Annotated in this window: 13 protein-coding genes; 2 read left to right on the top strand and 11 right to left on the bottom strand. The window is 71.8% G+C overall.

Annotation, left to right across the window (positions count from 1 at the left end):
* Positions 1-121: 121 nt before the first annotated feature.
* The 6 genes from ADX84_RS23230 to treY form a co-directional block, all read right to left on the bottom strand.
* Positions 122-970, bottom strand: a complete 849-nt coding sequence (locus ADX84_RS23230; RefSeq protein ID WP_049579157.1) for a putative RNA methyltransferase — start codon at positions 968-970, stop codon at positions 122-124.
* A gap of 79 nt (positions 971-1,049) precedes the next feature.
* Entirely contained in the window at positions 1,050-1,502 is a 453-nt protein-coding gene (locus tag ADX84_RS23235; protein WP_049579160.1) for a thioesterase family protein, read from the bottom strand.
* Positions 1,499-2,488 (bottom strand): 3-hydroxyacyl-CoA dehydrogenase NAD-binding domain-containing protein, encoded by a 990-nt coding sequence (locus ADX84_RS23240; RefSeq protein ID WP_049579162.1) that lies wholly within the window; start codon positions 2,486-2,488, stop codon positions 1,499-1,501. Before ADX84_RS23240 ends, ADX84_RS23235 begins: the two co-directional genes overlap by 4 nt.
* 130 nt (positions 2,489-2,618) lie before the next feature.
* On the bottom strand, positions 2,619-3,518 hold the full coding sequence (locus tag ADX84_RS23245) for a 3-keto-5-aminohexanoate cleavage protein (protein ID WP_049579163.1): 900 nt from the start codon (positions 3,516-3,518) through the stop codon (positions 2,619-2,621).
* Between the two features lie 52 nt (positions 3,519-3,570).
* The gene (locus ADX84_RS23250; RefSeq protein ID WP_049579165.1) at positions 3,571-4,452 is read right to left on the bottom strand and encodes a TetR/AcrR family transcriptional regulator; all 882 of its coding nucleotides are present in this window, start codon (positions 4,450-4,452) and stop codon (positions 3,571-3,573) included.
* Positions 4,453-4,618: 166 nt separating this feature from the next.
* Complete coding sequence (treY, locus tag ADX84_RS23255; RefSeq protein WP_049579181.1) at positions 4,619-6,988, bottom strand: malto-oligosyltrehalose synthase; 2,370 nt, start codon at positions 6,986-6,988, stop codon at positions 4,619-4,621.
* A 301-nt stretch (positions 6,989-7,289) separates the two neighbouring features.
* Between treY and pstS the strand changes: the two genes are divergently transcribed.
* On the top strand, positions 7,290-8,429 hold the full coding sequence (pstS, locus tag ADX84_RS23260; protein ID WP_049579168.1) for a phosphate ABC transporter substrate-binding protein PstS: 1,140 nt from the start codon (positions 7,290-7,292) through the stop codon (positions 8,427-8,429).
* Positions 8,430-8,590: 161 nt separating this feature from the next.
* Here pstS and ADX84_RS23265 read toward each other — a convergent pair whose 3' ends face one another.
* From ADX84_RS23265 to ADX84_RS23285, 5 genes are all read right to left on the bottom strand, one after another.
* On the bottom strand, positions 8,591-10,255 hold the full coding sequence (locus ADX84_RS23265; RefSeq protein ID WP_234004172.1) for a glycosyltransferase family 2 protein: 1,665 nt from the start codon (positions 10,253-10,255) through the stop codon (positions 8,591-8,593).
* 192 nt (positions 10,256-10,447) lie between these two features.
* Complete coding sequence (locus ADX84_RS26460; RefSeq protein WP_049579172.1) at positions 10,448-10,624, bottom strand: hypothetical protein; 177 nt, start codon at positions 10,622-10,624, stop codon at positions 10,448-10,450.
* Positions 10,625-10,714: 90 nt separating this feature from the next.
* Positions 10,715-11,716: a C40 family peptidase gene (locus ADX84_RS23275; protein WP_049579173.1), complete on the bottom strand. Its 1,002-nt coding sequence runs from the start codon at positions 11,714-11,716 to the stop codon at positions 10,715-10,717.
* A gap of 478 nt (positions 11,717-12,194) precedes the next feature.
* The gene (locus tag ADX84_RS23280; protein WP_049579175.1) at positions 12,195-14,093 is read right to left on the bottom strand and encodes a S9 family peptidase; all 1,899 of its coding nucleotides are present in this window, start codon (positions 14,091-14,093) and stop codon (positions 12,195-12,197) included.
* A gap of 400 nt (positions 14,094-14,493) precedes the next feature.
* Entirely contained in the window at positions 14,494-14,955 is a 462-nt protein-coding gene (locus tag ADX84_RS23285; protein WP_049579177.1) for an Rv3235 family protein, read from the bottom strand.
* A 158-nt stretch (positions 14,956-15,113) separates the two neighbouring features.
* Here ADX84_RS23285 and ADX84_RS23290 point away from each other — a divergent pair, with 158 nt between their 5' ends.
* Positions 15,114-15,926 carry a glycerophosphodiester phosphodiesterase gene (locus ADX84_RS23290; protein ID WP_049579179.1) on the top strand — a complete coding sequence of 271 codons (813 nt, stop codon included), beginning with the start codon at positions 15,114-15,116 and terminating at the stop codon, positions 15,924-15,926.
* Positions 15,927-15,948: the final 22 nt, after the last annotated feature.

The raw sequence follows: 15,948 nt of genomic DNA on the forward strand, positions 1-15,948 counted from the left end.
GGACGGGGCGGGGTGCGCGGCCGGTTCGTTCACGGGGGTGGCCTACCCAGGTGACCTGGACGCCACGCCGACCGTGGAATGGAGGGCGTGGTCCGGGCCCAACGCTTTCCGCCCCGGCCCGCTACTCGGCCCTGCGGTAGGTCTGGACGCGGACCGAGGCCGTGGTGGTGAAGGGGTCCGGGAGGGCCGCCACGCGGGACCTCAGCTCCTCGGGGGTGACGTGCCTGGCGCTGGGGCCCATTCCCACCACGGTCAGCACGTCCTCGTGGGCCAGCTCCATGGTGAAGCGCAACTCACGGGTGGCGACGTGGTCGAAGTGGCCCCCCAGGCTGTCGGCCAGGCGTTCGTCCTTGCGCGGGTCGACGTCGAGCAGGCCCAGGGCCTCACGGGGTTCCCGGAGGTGGTCGGGTGCGGGAGTGACGACCAGCAGGACCCCGGCGGGCTGGAGGACGCGGTGGAACTCGGGGGCGTTGCGGGGGGCGAAGACGTTGATCACGGCGTCGGCCGTGTGGTCGGCCAGGGGCAGGCGGCGCCAGGAGTCCGCGGTGACCGCACCGCTGCGGGGGTGCGCCCTGGCGGCCCTGCGCGCGGCGAACTTGGAGACGTCGGTGGTCAGGCCGACAGCGTCGGGGAGCGCGGTGAGCACCTGGGTGAGGTAGTGCCCGGTGCCGCCGCCGACGTCGACGATGACGCGGCGTTGCGCGAGCTCCTCGGCCAGGGCCCTGCCAATGGGGTCGTAGTGCCCCCGTTCCTGGAAGCGCTGCCGCGCGGCGACCATGTCCCTGCTGTCTCCGGACCCGGGCGGGGTGGCGCCGGTGAGCAGGCTCGCGTAACCCTCCCTGGCGACGTCGAAGCTGTGGCCGTGGGCGCAGGTGAGCCCCTGGTCCAGAGGACGCGCGCAGACGGGGCAGGTCAGGGAGGCCGCCAGGGAGGCGGGCATGCGCAGCAGGGGGCCGGTCTTGTTCGTCATGATCGCGGTCAGCCTACCGTCTGACCAGGGTGGGGCCCGTCGCACACCCGCGTCCGCCGACGGGACCCCCTGGCTCCGGCTACGGACCGACGGACCGGCCCGCGTAGTCGGGGGCGGGCTCGGCGAGGGCCGCGAGGTTCGCGGCGACCCCCTCGGGCAGGGGCACCGTCCGTCCCAGGGCCTGGTCGACGTGGAGCGCCATCAGTTCCTCGGTCGCCGCCAGAACGTCTCCGACCCACATCTCGTGGCAGATCCGCACCTTCTTGGCTCCCGGGCGCTCCGGCCCCGGACCGATCACCCGGGTGTGGATCTCGACCTCGGCGTCCGCCGTCACCTCGTTCAGGTACCGCACGTGCGCCTCAACCGTGTACAGCGAACAGCCGGACGCCTCACGGTAGGCGGAGTCGAGACCGACCCGGTCCATCAGCGCGTCCGTGGCGAACCCGAAGACCAGGACGTAATAGGCCTCGCTGAGGTGGCCGTTGTAGTCGATCCACTCGGGTCGCAGTCGCTGGGTGAGTGTGGCGCTCACGCGGCCTCCCCGTTCCGCTCGGCGGCCTCCGCCCGTTCGACCTCCTCCAGCGCGCGGGCCACCGCGATCAGACGGCGGTCGCGCTGGGCGATCAGTTCGGCGGTGGAGCGCCCGGCCACGACCTCGTCGGTGCCCGCGACCATGCGGTCGCGCAGGTCCTCGGTGAGTTCGGGCGCCTCCAGACGGGTCCACGGCGACTTCAGGGACGGCCCGAAGTGGTCGAGCATGTGGGCCATGCCGCCCTCTCCCCCGGCCAGGTGGAAGGTCAGGCAGGGGCCGAAGAAGGCCCAGCGCAGCCCGGGGCCGCTGGTCATCGCCTGGTCGATCTGCTCGACGGTCGCCTCGCCCTCGGCGACCATGTGCAGGGCCTCGCGCCAGGCGGCCTCCTGGATGCGGTTGCCGATGAACCCCGGAAGCTCCTGGTCCATGCTGATCACGGACTTGCCCGCCGCGCGGTAGAAGTCCGAGGCCCAGTCGACGGCCCAGCGATCAGTGCGCTCACCGCCGACGACCTCGACCAGGGGCACCAGGTAGGGCGGGTTGAAGGGGTGACCGACGACGAGCCGTTCCGGCGTGGCGGCCGCCACCTGCATCTCACTCATGCTGTAGCCGGAGGTGGACGAGGCGATGACCACGCCCTCCGGGGTGGCGGCGTCGAGTTCGGCCAGCAGGTCGATCTTGAGGTCGAGGCGCTCCGGAGCGCTCTCCTGCACGAAGTCCGCCTCCGCGACGGCCTCGGCCAGCGTGCCCACCACACGCAGGTTCTCCATGGAGGCGCCCTCGGCCAGGCCCAGTTCCTCCAGGGCGGGCCACGCCGAGGCGACCAGCCCGCGCAGCTTGCTCTCGGCGTCGGGGGCGGGGTCCCAGGCGACCACCTGGTAGCCGCGCCCCAGGTAGTGGGCGACCCAGCCGCCGCCGATCACGCCCGCTCCGACGCAGGCGACCGTCCGCACGGTCTCGGGGGTGGTTCTCGCGTTCTCCGTCATCGTGCTTCTCCTGTCGGGGGTTCGGGATGCTCGGTCGTCTTCTGTGGATCATTCCGCGCTCGCGACCACCAGGCCGCTCGCATCGGTGGTGGCTCCGCCGCCACCGGCGAAAGCATCCGAAGAACACGCCCTAGGACGCGCTGCGCAGCTGGAGCATGGCGCGGGCCTCGTCCGGTGTGGCCACCCGGGCGCCGAGCTGCTCGATGATGGAGACGGCCTTCTCGGTGAGCTGGCCGTTGGTGGCCTTCACTCCGCGGCTGAGGTAGAGGTTGTCCTCCAGGCCCACTCGGGCGTGTCCGCCGAGCAGCACCGACTGCGCCACCCACGGCATCTGCTTGCGACCGATGGAGAAGCTCGCCCACTGCGCGCCCGCCGGGAGCAGGTTCACCATCGACTGGAGCACGCCCGGGTCCGAGGGCGCCCCGTAGGGAATGCCGGTGCACAGCTGGAACATCGACGGGTCGTCGATGAGGCCCTCGGCGTGCATCGTCTTGGCGAACCACAGCTGGCCGGTGTCGAAGATCTCCAGCTCGGGGCGGACCCCCAGCTCCTGGATGCGCTTGGCGCCCGCGCGCAGCATGTCCGGGGTGGAGATGTACACCTGGCTGCCGTCCCCGAAGTTGAGGCTTCCGCAGTCCAGGGTGCAGATGTCGGGCAGCAGCTCCTCCACGTGCGGCAGGCGGTCCAGCCCGTTGACGAGGTCGGTGCCCTCCTCGAACCGGAGCGGGTCGTCCTGGCCGATCACCAGGTCACCGCCCATCCCCGCCGTGAGGTTGATGACGATGTCCACGCCGGTCTGGCGGATGCGGTCGACCACCTCCCGGTAGAGGGCGTTGTCACGGGAGGGAGCGCCCGTCTCGGGGTCGCGGACGTGGATGTGCACCACGCTGGCGCCCGCCTCGGCGGCCTCGACGGCGGCGGCCGCGATCTGCCGGGGGGTGACGGGGACGTGCTCGCTGCGGCCGACGGTGTCTCCCGCGCCGGTGAGGGCGCAGGTGAGGATGGGTGTGGGGTTCATGAGGTCGCTCAAGGCGGGGCTCCGTCTCTGGGCGTGTGCGGTGATGGTGCGGGTACGGGGGGTCTCACCCGAGAACGTCTCGGTCGATGACCGAGCGCAGGGTGTGGCGCATGTGGTCGACGGACCGTCCGGGCATCCCGGTCATGACCTGGATGCCCAGGCCGTCGATGAGAGCGGTGAGGCGTCTGGTCGTCTCCTCGACGTCGAGGTCGCCGAAGGTCCCGCTCTCCTTCCCCTCCCGGAGGGTGCGGGCGATGGTCTCGTGCCAGCGCCGGTAGGAGTCGGCGTGCAGCTCACGCATCCGGGGGTCCAGTGCGGCCGCCGTCCACACCTGGAGCCAGATCGACCACTCCAGGCGCAGGCGGTCCGATCCGGGCAGCTGGAGCTCGATGAGCTGGAGCAGGCGCTCGTACGGGTCCTCGATGGTGTGCAGCCCGGCGACCTGGCGGTCGAACGCCTGCTTGACCGAGTGGCGCAGCGCCTCCACGAGGAGGTCGTTCAGGGTCGGGAAGTGGTAGTGGACGGTGGCGCTGGAGGTGCCGCAGGCCTGGGCGACCTGGGCGACGCGCACCGAGTGGTAGCCGTGCTCCGCGATGAGGGTCCAGGCGGCCTCGATGATCTGGAGACGCCGGTTGTGTTCCCGGGCAGCCTTCGGGTGGTCCGCCAGACTCGCGGACGGCGGTCTGACCGCCGACGAGTCGCGCGGGGCGGCCGAGACCGTGTCGGCGTCGTCCTCACCGTTGATGAGCCAGTTGACCGTCACCCCGGTCTCGTCGGCGATACCGGCCAGTTCCAGGGCGGTGAACCGCCGGGTGCCGGTCAGGGACTTGGAGAGTTTGCTGGGCTCGATGCCGAGTCTGGTCGCGAACTGCCGCTGGGAGAGACCGGATCGGCGGATCGCCTCCCGGGCCCTGCCTCGTACGTCGTCGACCACGTTGTCGTTCACGATGAGAACGTAACAACGCCATGGCGATTATCGCAACATGTGATCGAGAAACGCTTCGCCGCAGACCCGTCGATCCGACCGCTCCGACCTGACCACAACCCCGCACGAGCAGGGACTAACGGCTCGGATGCACCACCTCGACAGTCATGCGCAACTGACTGATTGATCAGTCAGCGAGCGAACCAACGGCGCCCTGCCGGACCAGGACCGCCACCGGGTAGTGGTCGAGGACCTCGGAGAGTCGGGCGGTGGTGAGGCCGTCCACGCGTTCGGGGGCGAGCGTCCGGCCGGTGAGGAGGTCGGTCCACTCCCCGGGCCCCGAGGGCAGCGGCAGCACGGTGTCGGCCCAGCCCCCGGCGTCGGCCAGCGTCACCGGCAGCCGCGTGGCCACCACCGCCAGGGCGGGCTCACGGGAGCCGCGCACCGTGCGGGCGAAGGACAGGGCGTGCGCGGCGGACGGCCCCTGAGCGGCCAGCGGCAGGTACCCGGTCGGGCGAAGCTCCTCACGGGCGCGCAGGCAGGTGCGGACCAGGTGGAGCTTGGCGGCGCCGGACCCGTCCACCGGCGGACGCCACCCCTGTTCCAACCGGTCCAGGAGCGCGGCGCGGGCCTCGTGGTCCACGGGCCTGCGGTTGTCCGGGTCGACCAGGGACAGGTCCCACAGCTCGGTCCCCTGGTAGACGTCAGGCACACCCGGCCCCAGCAGCTGGAGGGCCTTCTGCCCCAAAGCGTTGCTCCACCCCGGCTCACGCAGGGACTCCGCCATGGCCCCGACCTCCGCGTACAGGTCGGCGTCGGCGCGCAGACGCTCGGGCCAGGAGCGGACGCGGTCCTCGAAGTCGGTGTCCGGGGCGGTCCAGGAAGTGCCGAGGCGAGCCTCGCGGGCGGCCTTGAGCAGGTAGTCGACCAGGCGTTCGTCGCTCAGTGGCCAGGCCCCGAGCAGGGTCTGCCAGCCGAGGAGGTCCAGTGCGGGTTCGGGCAACGGTACGCGCGCGCCCCAGCGGTGGACCGCGTCGGCGAACTCGGTGGGGACCTCCGACAGAACGGCCAGGCGGGCGCGGACGTCCTCGGAGCGTTTGGTGTCGTGGGTGGAGAGCGCCGTCATGGTGAGGGGTTCGGCGGCCTCTCGGCGCAGGTTGGCCTCGTGGAAGGCGGCCGTGTCCACGCCGAAGCGGGCCGGTTCGCCGCCGACCTCGTTGAGGGCGACGAATCGGGTCGCCCTGTAGAAGGCGGTGTTCTCGGTGCCCATGGCCACGACCATGCCGCTGGTCTGCTGGACGCGGCGGGCGGTCTCACCGTGGGGGTCGTCGCGGACGTCGCGGTCGAGGGTCTTGAGGGCGGGTTGGAGGTCGGGGCGGCGTTCGGCGGCGGCGCGCACCGCGCGGGCCCAGGCGGGTTCGGCCTCGGGCAGGTAGGAGCGGTAGACGTCGAAGGAGGCGAGGAGTTCGGTGACGGCCTCCTCACTGCCCTCGGCGTCGGGCAGGGTCGCGGAGATCCGGCGCACCTCCGCGCGCAGGAGTTCGTTGGCGGCGTGGGAGCGGGCCTGGTGGTCGACGGCGCCGGTGTCGGTGGGCACGCCGTGGTCGCGGGCCAGGGCGGTCAGGACGGGTTCGGCGTCGGGGTCGACGAACACCCCGCACACCGTGCGCAGCGCCTCGTATCCCGTGGTCCCGGCGACCGGCCAGGAGGCGGGCAGGGACTCACCGGGGGCGAGGATCTTCTCCACCACGATCCACCCGGGGAAGCGTTCGGCGAGACGGCGGAGGTAGCCGCCGGGGTCGCTGAGCCCGTCGACGTGGTCCACGCGCAGACCGTCGACGCCCCAGCGCAGGATCTCGGCGTGGGTGGCCTCGAAGACCCCGGGGTCCTCCACGCGGACGGCGGCGAGGTGGTCGACGTCGAAGAAGCGGCGGTAGTTGAGTTCGCTGTCGCCGCGCCGCCAGGAGACCAGGCGGTAGTGCTGGCGTTCGTGCACGTCCGCCGGGTCGTCGCCGGGGGTGTACGTGCCCGGGGCCACGGGGAATCGCTGGTCGAAGTGGACCAGGTCGCCGTCGGTGAGGGTGAGCTCGGACAGGGCGGCGCGGCCGTCGTCGCCGTCGTCCGCCAGGACCGGGACCAGGATCGGCCCGGAGCCGTGGTCGAGGTCGAAGCAGCGGGCGTACACGGAGTCGCGGCCGTGCCGGAGCACGTCCCACCACCACGGGTTGGCGTCGGGGCGGGCCACGGACATGTGGTTGGGGACGATGTCGACGACCACCTTCATGCCGAGCGCGTGCGCCCGGTCGACGAGGTCCGCTCGGGCACGTTCACCGCCCAGCGCCTCGGAGACGCGTGTGGCGTCCACCACGTCGTACCCGTGGTCCGACCCGGGGGTGGCGGCGAGGAGGGGTGACAGGTACACGGCGCCCACCCCGAGCCGGTGCAGCTGGTCCAGGAGTACGGTCGCCTCGGCCAGGCCGAAACCGGGCCTCAGCTGGAGTCGGTAGGTCGAGGTGGGTGCCTGCTGCCCGTTCGGGTCGGTGCTGTGCGCGCTCATCACCCAGGACCACTGCCCGGTCGTTCGGCGTGTCATACATGCCCGCTCCTACGGGCGCCCGAAGGCTGGGACAAAGGACCTTCACCGGGCGAAAACGCCTCGTTCACCTCCCGTCCACCCGGAGTCCCCCGTGCCGCCACGGACACGTCCGGTTCCGCACACACCCGCGTTGGGGAAGTCGGTCCGGCAATGGTTAAATTCATCGGCGGTGTTCCATCACCAGCGACGACGCGCCGGGTACCGGCGGCCCGTGGTCAAGACAACGAGGACCACCGACTCCGACGAAGGGGATAGAAGCAGCGTGCTCCCGTCCAACAAGCGCACCCGCACCCAGCGCCGTTCGAGCGCCCACCGGGGCGCGGCCTCGGCCGCGCTGGCCGGACTTCTTCTCGCGTCCACCGCCTGCGGCAGCGACGACGCCGTCCAGGGGGCGGGCCCGGCGGTCCCCGACGACCTGGAGTGCTTCTCGGGGAGCCTGCACGGCTCCGGTTCCAGCGCCCAGGAGAACGCGATGACGACGTGGATCGCGGGCTTCCAGTCGGCCTGCGAGGACGCGCGCATCTACTACGACTCGATCGGTTCGGGCGGCGGCCGCAACCAGTTCATCGACGGCGCGGTGACCTTCGCCGGGACCGACGCGGCCATGGACGCCGACGAGAACGCCGACGCGATGTCGCGCTGCGGCGGTTCGGACACCATCAACCTGCCCGCGTACGTGGTGGCGATCGCGGTGGTGTTCAACCTGGACGGGATCGAGGACCTCAACCTGCGCCCGGACACCGTGGCGAAGATCTTCAACCAGGACATCACACGCTGGAACGACCCGGAGATCGCCGAGGACAACCCCGACGTCGACCTGCCGGACCTGGCGATCACACAGGTCAACCGGGCCGACGACTCCGGGACGACGGAGAACTTCACCCGCTACCTGGCCGACGCCGCCCCCGACTCGTGGCCGCACGAGGCCGGCGGACAGTGGCCGATCACCCCGCGTGAGTCCGCGCAGGGCAACAGCGGCATCGCCGACACGGTCTCGCGGGCCGACGGCGCCATCGGTTACGTGGAGATGTCCCACCTGCACGGCCTGCCCGCAGCGAGCATCGGCGTGGGCGACGAGTTCGTGGACATCTCGCCGGAGGCGGCCGCCAAGGTCGTGGCCGACTCACCGCGCCGCGAGGAGAACACCAGCGAGTACGACCTCGCGCTGGACCTGGACTACGGCACCACCGAACCGGGCAGCTACCCGCTGGTGCTGGTCAGCTACGAGACCGTGTGCCTGGACTTCCCGGACCAGGGCGAGGCCGAGCGGGTCAAGGCGTTCCTGCGGTACGTGGTGAGCCCCGAGGGCCAGGAGGCGGCCTCCGAGGAGACCGACTCGACCCCGGTGAACGACTCCCTGCGCGAGGACCTGCTGACGTCCATCGAGGCGATCGGCTCCTAGGACGCACCTTCGTCCACGGGCGCGTCACCACGGTGGCGCGCCCGTCGCACGCGTACGATCCGGTACCTTACGTACTGTCCGGGTAGCGCTGGGTCACGTGTGATTTGCGAGCGCTGTGCGGTGCGTCCGGGTCCGCCGTCCGGGTCGGTGTCTTCCCCCACCTACCCGGTCGCGGCCGGGCCCCCGCCGGGGTCGTCCTCGTCGGGCATCTCGCGTCCGCAGGCCCGGCAGGCCCGGTACCAGAGTGAACGGATCCGGTGGCGGGGCCTGCTGCGGCGTCGCCCGCGCCACCAGCGCCCGCGTCTCTCCTCGTCGTCGTCTCCCTCCTCGTCACCGGACCAGTCATCAGTGTCGACGGGCTCGGTCGGGACCGGCCCCCGGAGCCCGCCCGCGGCCCGGAGCGGCGGCGGGACCGAACGGTGCAGGGTGAGGTCGGTGAGGGTGCCCTCTCCTCCGTGGATGCGGTAGCGGCCGTGGAGTTCGGCGACCACGTCGGCCAGGTCCTCCTCGTCGTCGCACACCCGCATGGCCCGAGCCAGGGCCCGGGTGCGCCAGAGCCGCACCCCGGCGTCGCGGGTGGGCGAGGCGGCCAGGAAGAGTTCGGTGAGCCCGGCGCGGGCCCGTTCGGCGCTGGCCAGGAGCCGGGACAGGGCCAGTTCGCCCAACCCCCAGGCGACGGGTACCTGGAGGAGGAACGGGGAGGGGAACCCGGTCCTGGGCGCGGTGGCGGCGAAGGAGATCCGCGGCTCCCGCAGGTAGTTGGCCTGGATCAGGCGCAGGTCGATCTGGGGGCCCTCGAACCCTCCCGGTGCCGCCTCGGCGCCCTCCCAGTCGGCGACCAGGGTCACCGCGAGATCGGTCTCGGTGCCGTTGAGCAGCCGGTCCACGCAACCCCGGACGAGGTCGTAGGGCGCGCCGGACACGTCCACCACGGCGTGGACCAGCGGGGTGCGGCGGCGCGCCTCGGGGACCCGTTCACGGTAGGCGTGCGGGTGCGGCATGAGTTCGGCCAGGACCTCGGTGCGGAAACGTTCCGAGGGCAGGCGGGTTCGGGCGGTGGAGGCCGGGCCCACGTGCCAGGCGGTGGCGGTGGGCTCGGGGACCATGACGGCTCCGGCCTGCCAGAGCCGGTAGCCGAACTCGGTGTCCTGGCCGAGGTCGAGGTCGGGATCCACACCGCCGGCCGCTTCGTAGAGGCTGCGGCGTACCGCAGCCGCCGCGCCCAGGTAGGCGTGGAAGCCGAGGTGGTCCGCGTCGCGCAGGTCGTCGCTCTGGTCGAGCAGGTGCTCGATCCAGTCGTGGCGGCCCCCGGTGTCCAGGTCGTGGTGGAGGTCTCCGGAACGGGCGGCGGCCAGGACCGCTCCGGGTCCGTGGGGGTCGGTGTCGGTGAAGCGGACGCGGCCGAGGGTGACGCACTCGGCGTGGGCGTGCTGCCAACGGGCCTGGGCCTCGACGAACTCGGGGCAGGCGACCATGTCGGCGTCCATCCACATGAGGATGTCGCCGGTGCTGGCGTGGGCTCCGTAGGCGCGGGCGTACCCGGCGCCCCATCCGCCGTCGGGCGCGGCGACCACGCGGCAGCGACGGGGTCGGTGGTCCGGGAGCGTGAGCGGTGGCGCGGAGTGGTCGTCGACGACGACGACCTCGAAGAGGTGTTCGGGGTAGGTCTGCGCGGAGAGCGAGGCCAGCGCCAGGTCGAGGTGGGCCTGCCCGCCCCGCGCGGGGATGATGACGCTGACCGTGAGTTCGGGTGTCCAGCGGCCGGTGGCGGGTGGTGTCAGCCCGCTCCAGTCGTTGCGGAAGACGCGGGTCGCGACCCGTTCCACCCGGCCACGGTGCGACACCCCGTCGACATGAGACCCTACGTGCTTATTCAGTGACACAGAGTCACTATAGCGATGTTTCCCCACACAGAGTGAGTGTCGACCCTCCTCGATGTGTCATCGAAGCGGGTTCCGGGCGTCACGAGGGACTGGTCCGGCACTCGCGGGGGCGCCGGAGCGGCCCGAGGGGAGGGGTCAGCGGCGCCGGTCGGAGGACTCGGACCCCAGCATGCGCAGGCCCAGCAGGACGACCCCGACGACCAGGGCGATCATCACTCCCCACACCAACAGGCCGACGATCACCGACAGCAGCCAGAACAGGGCGATGACGACCGCGACACCCGCGGCGACCCTGAGAACGAGACGACCCATGCGCCGAAGGATACGCGGGCACCGCTTCGGGCGGAACCCCGGTCCACCCTCCGGGGAAGGTGGACCGGGGAGCACCGCCCGAGGCGTTTCCTAGCCCGGACGGACGGCGCTGGTGAAGACACCGTCCCAGTAGGCGGCCAGTGAGACCTCCTCCAGCGGCTTCGACGGGTTCGAGCCGTGGATCATCATCCCGTTGCCGGCGTAGATCCCCACGTGGCTCGGCGCCGAGACGTCGTAGAAGAACATCAGGTCGCCGGGCTGGAGCTGGTCACGCGAGACCGGGGTCCCGGCGTTGACCTGGTCGTAGGTGGTGCGCGGCAGGCTCACGCCCGCCTGGGCCCACGCGGCCTGGGTCAGACCGGAGCAGTCGTAGCCGTCGGGCCCGGTGCCGCCCCAGACGTAGGGCTTGCCGATCTGCGCGCGGGCGAAGTCCAATACGGCCTGGACGTCACCGGAGACGGCCGCAGTGCCCGCGGCCGATCCGCCGCCCGTGTCGGCGGCCTCGCCCACGGTCGGGTCGACGCCGCCCAGGCTCTCCAGCACGGCGGCCTGCTCCTCCAGCGCGGCCTCGCTCTGGGTCACGGCCTCCTCGGCGGCCTCCATCGACTGGGCCGCGGCCTGCTCGGTCGCCCCCGCCGCGTTGTACAGCTCCTCGGCGTTCTCGACCTCGGTCACGTAGTCGGCCAGGGTCGCCTGCTGCCCCTCGGACAGGTAGTCGAGGTCGGCGATGTTCTGGAGCGCGTTGTCCGCGTCCGCGCCGAACAGCACGCCCATCGAGCTGTGGGTGGCGCCGGTGTAGGCGCCCTGCACGATGACGGAGACCTGGCCGGACTTGGCGTCCAGCTCCTCCTCGGCGTCCTCCAGGCGTTCCTGGAGGTCCTCGAGTTCGGCCTCGGCCGCGGCGTGGTCCTCCTTGGCCTCGTTGAAGTCCGCGTTCAGCCCGGAGAGCTCCTCCTGGAGCTCCTCGTAGCGCTCACGGGCCTCCGACTCGGTCTGGTCGGCCAGGGCCACGCCGGAGGACAGGACCACGGCACCGAGAGCGACGAAGCCGACCGTCGTCAGGCGACGGGTGGGTTCGGGGTTGCGAGTCAAAGCACCGACTGCCTTTCTCCCACACCCGTTTACCGACACTCGGGCATCCCGAAGGCACGCCGAGGGACGGCGCGGGGATGCGTGGTGGAGGGGTACCGGCGGCGACGGGAAGGGTCGCGGGAACTCGCCGGGCGTCGTGACGGCCCCCGCTCCTGGGACAAGGACAGCTGCTGAGCGGGGTGCAACGGCAGATCGGACGCTGTCACCCTGGTGGTGACGAACTGGGGCGTTCCGACCTGGGGGAACACTAATTCATCCCCCGGACCCGAAGCGACCCTTTCGTTACTTGCCGATGGGCAACCCGGTCCTCCCGAACCGGGCACGCCCCGTCCCGGAACCCCGCCGGGGGCGCGGGTGGCGCCTCGTTCTTCCCGTGGATGTCGAGTCAAAACCGGACCAAGCGCGGACTTGACCGTGACGCGTCTCACATCCGGGCAGGGAAGGGGTCGGACACCCGGAGGTGTCCGACCCCGCCGCGTCACAGGTGGCGGGCCCACCAGTCGAGGACCGCCTCGAGCCGGGCCACCCGGTGGCTGGGCAGACCGGAACGCGACAGCTCGTGTCCCTCCCCCGGGAACAGCAGCATCTCGGTCTCGTGTCCCCGCTTCCTGAGCGCCACGAACAGGCGCTGGGCCTGCTCCACGGGGCAGCGCCAGTCCTGCTCGGAGTGGATGATCAGGAACGGCCTGTCGATTCGGTCCGCGTGGCTGAGCGGACTCTCCTTGGCCCAGGTCTCCTCCGGGCCGTACAGCGGCTCCGGGAAGAACGAACCGATGTCGGACGAGCCCTGGAAGCTGTCGATCGCGTTGACCGCGCGCTCACTGATGGCGGCGCGGAAGCGCTCGCCGTGGTGGGTCGCGATCCACGTGGTCATGAACCCGCCGTGCGAGCCGCCCATGACCCCCACTCTGGAGGCGTCCAGCCGGTCGTCCCCGAGGGCCTCGTCCAGGAAGGACAGGACGTCGACGGAGGTGGTGGCGCCCACCGAACCGATGACCGCCCGACCGTGCTCCTGGCCGTAGCCCGACGAACCACGAGGGTTGCAGTAGAGCACCGCGTACCCGGCCGCCGCGTACACCTGGGTCTCGTCGAAGAGCTGCCAGCCGTACTGGGCGAACGGACCACCGTGGATCATCAGCACCACCGGGTGCGGGCCCTCGCCCTCGGGCACCGCCAACCAGCCGTGGACCTCGTTGCCGTCCTCGGTGCGGGCGGTCAGTTCGGTGACCGCGAGCGGCTCCAGCTCCTGGTCCGCGAAGGAGGTCAGGGCCCGGGCGCCGTCCTCGGCGACGACGTACAGCTCACCGCTGTGTCGCTCACCGGCGGCCGCCACCACGGTGACTCCGCCGGCGTGGTCGAAGGAGCCCACCTGGACGCGCCCGCCGAACAGCGTGGTGCGCACACCGCCGGGGGTGACCAGGTACAGCTCGACCGCGCCCCGGTTCTCACCGGCGACCAGGACACCCTCGTCGGTCGCCTGGGTGCGCAGACTCATGCGGGGGTCCTCGGTCCCGGTGAGTCTCCTGGGAGCCTCGGAGCCGTCGAAGGGCACCGACCACAGGCCCGTCACCCGACCCACGAAGTCGTCGAGATCCGGGCCGAGCTCGTTGCCGAGGAAGTACACGGTGGCGCCGTCCTCGGACAGGCTCACCGACCCGACGCCCAGGTCGCCCCGGGTGATCCGGCGCGGCTCCGCCCCCGCCTCGGGAGGGCAGACCCACACGTCACTGACCAGATCGGTGTCGCGCGTCCCGTGCAGTGAGGCGTCGAAGACCAACCCCGTGCCGTCCGGGGTCCACGACGGGCGACCGTGGTCTGCGTCCCCCTCCGTGACCTGGACCGGTTCGCCCACCTCACCCGACGGGTCGACGGGGGCGCTCACGAAGACGTGCTGACGTCGGTCGTTGGTGAACCCGAAGTCGTCCCTGCGGTACTTCAGGGTGGTGATCCGGCGCGGCGGCTCCTGGTCCGGCGCGCCCTCCACGTAGCGGTTCTCCTCGGGCACCCGCGCGTTGTAGGCCAGGCGGGAGGAGTCGGGGCTCCACGTGAACGCTCCGGTGCCGAGCGGGTGGTCGGTGATCTTCCACGGCTCGCCGCCGTCCGAGGGCAGGACGTGGATCTGGGGGCGTTTGTCCTCGTCGGGGCGCAGGAAGGCGATCCAGCGACCGTCTGGTGAGAAGGCGGGGGCGTTGTCGCGCGTGCCCCGGGTGAGCCTGCGGGCGGATTCGGAGCCGTCGGTGGGAACGATCCAGAGGGAACCGAGGTAGGCGTCCTCCTCCAGGTCGGGGCGGGACACGGCGAGGACCGCCAGGGCACCGTCCGGGGACAGTGACGGTGCGCTGAGGCTGTGCAGGCGAGCGATGTCAACGGGTTTCATACACGAGTGGCGGCCGCGCGCGGGCGCGGTCCGCCTTCTCCTTCCCATGGGTACGGGGATGCCGATGACCGAAGGCGCCCGGTCAGGGGGTCATCCCACACGGACCCTATCGACGCGCGATCGGCCGCATCCATAGCTTTTGCGCCATTGGTGCGTATTCGAGCCGGGTGGTGTCCGTGGTCCGTCGGAGCCGTTTCCCCCTCTCCCCCGCCGCCCTTCGGCGACGGCTCCACCTCGACACCCGAGGTGCCCTGGAGCCGCCGCGTGCGACCACCGGGATCCACCGGTGGGTCTCCCCTCGCCCACGAGCCGGCAGCCGTCTCCAGGTCGGGCGGGTGGGGCCCGGATCGGCGCGGCCGCCGCCGGGGCGCCGTCGAACCCGGGCCCCCAGCGCGCGCCGTCAGCGGGTCCTGTCGGTCTCCAGTCGGGTGCAGACCCAGCGTTCCCCCTCTCGGCGAAGACGGAAGGCGAACACCCGGGTACGGCTGTCGCAGGAGATCACGGCGCTGGCCTCCACCCCGCCAGCGCCGAGCGGTTGGTGGAACACCCGCGTCAGCCGGGGCGCCATCGCGCAGTCCACCGATCCGCGCAGGCGGCGCAGTTCCTCCCGCACCGGAACCGTCACGTGGTCCCGCAGCACCTCCGGGGCCCGCCTGCCGACCAGGACCTCCGCCATCTGCTGCGCCAGCCGGTGCACGTCGCCGGGGGTCCGGTGGCCCGCCAGCGGGGACGCCGCGCACCGGCCCGAGGTCATTCCTCGGCGCGGGGAGCGGGCGGGGGTCCGCACCGGTCGCCACGGGTTGGCCGCGCCGCGGGCGCAGACCGGCTGCTGGCAGGGGTGGCGGTGAGAGGAGTGCGACATGAACGGATTCCTTCCGGGGGGGGAACGACACCCTGACGCCCGTCAAGGAGCGGGCGGGCGCTCTCCCGTGCCACCTGGCATTCCAGGTTTCTCACGACCGTCGACACGGCCGCCCCTCGGCGAGCGGGCCCCACCTGGGAACCGTCATACTTCAAGACGTGACTCACGCGTACCTTTCCTCCCCCGTGCCCGTCGCCCTCGCCCACCGGGGCGGGTGGCTCACCGACGACCAGGGTGTGCGCCGCACCGAGCTGGAGAACACGGCGGTGGCCTTCCAGCACGCCGTCGACCTGGGCTACACGTACCTGGAGACGGACGTGCACGCCACCAGCGACGGCGTGCTCATGGCCTTCCACGACCGCACCCTGGACCGCACCACCGACCGGGACGGCGCCATCTCCGCGCTCCCCCACCGGGAGGTCGCCCGAGCCCGGGTGGCGGGCAAGGAACCCGTCCCACTCCTGGAGGATCTGCTCGGCGCCTGGCCGGAGGCGCGCTTCAACATCGACCTCAAGGCGGACGGCGCCGTCCTTCCCCTGTTGGAGGTGCTCCGCCGCACCCAGGCCTGGGACCGCGTGTGCGTGGGCTCCTTCGACCAGAACCGTCTGGAGCGGGCCCGACGGATCTACGGCCCCCGCGTGGCCACCTCCTGCGGCCCCGTCGACGTGGCCCGCCTCCGCCTGGCCTCGCTCTCCCCGCTCCTGCGCCCCACCGCCAGCCGCACCCCGATCTGCGCGCAGATCCCGATGAGCCACGGCGGTTTCCCGATCCTCAGCCGGGACGTGATCAGCGCCGCGCACCGGATCGGCATGCAGGTGCACGTGTGGACCGTCAACGAGCCCGAGGTGATGGAGCGTCTGCTGGACGCGGGCGTGGACGGCATCATCACCGACAACACCGTCGCGCTGCGCGAGGTGCTCCTTCGACGCGGCCGTTGGAACCAGCCCCCCAGAACGACGAAGAACGGATAGCCCCCCTCGATGTCCACCACAC

This window comes from Nocardiopsis sp. SBT366, from assembly GCF_001083815.1.
GTDB classification, from domain to species: domain Bacteria; phylum Actinomycetota; class Actinomycetes; order Streptosporangiales; family Streptosporangiaceae; genus Nocardiopsis; species Nocardiopsis prasina.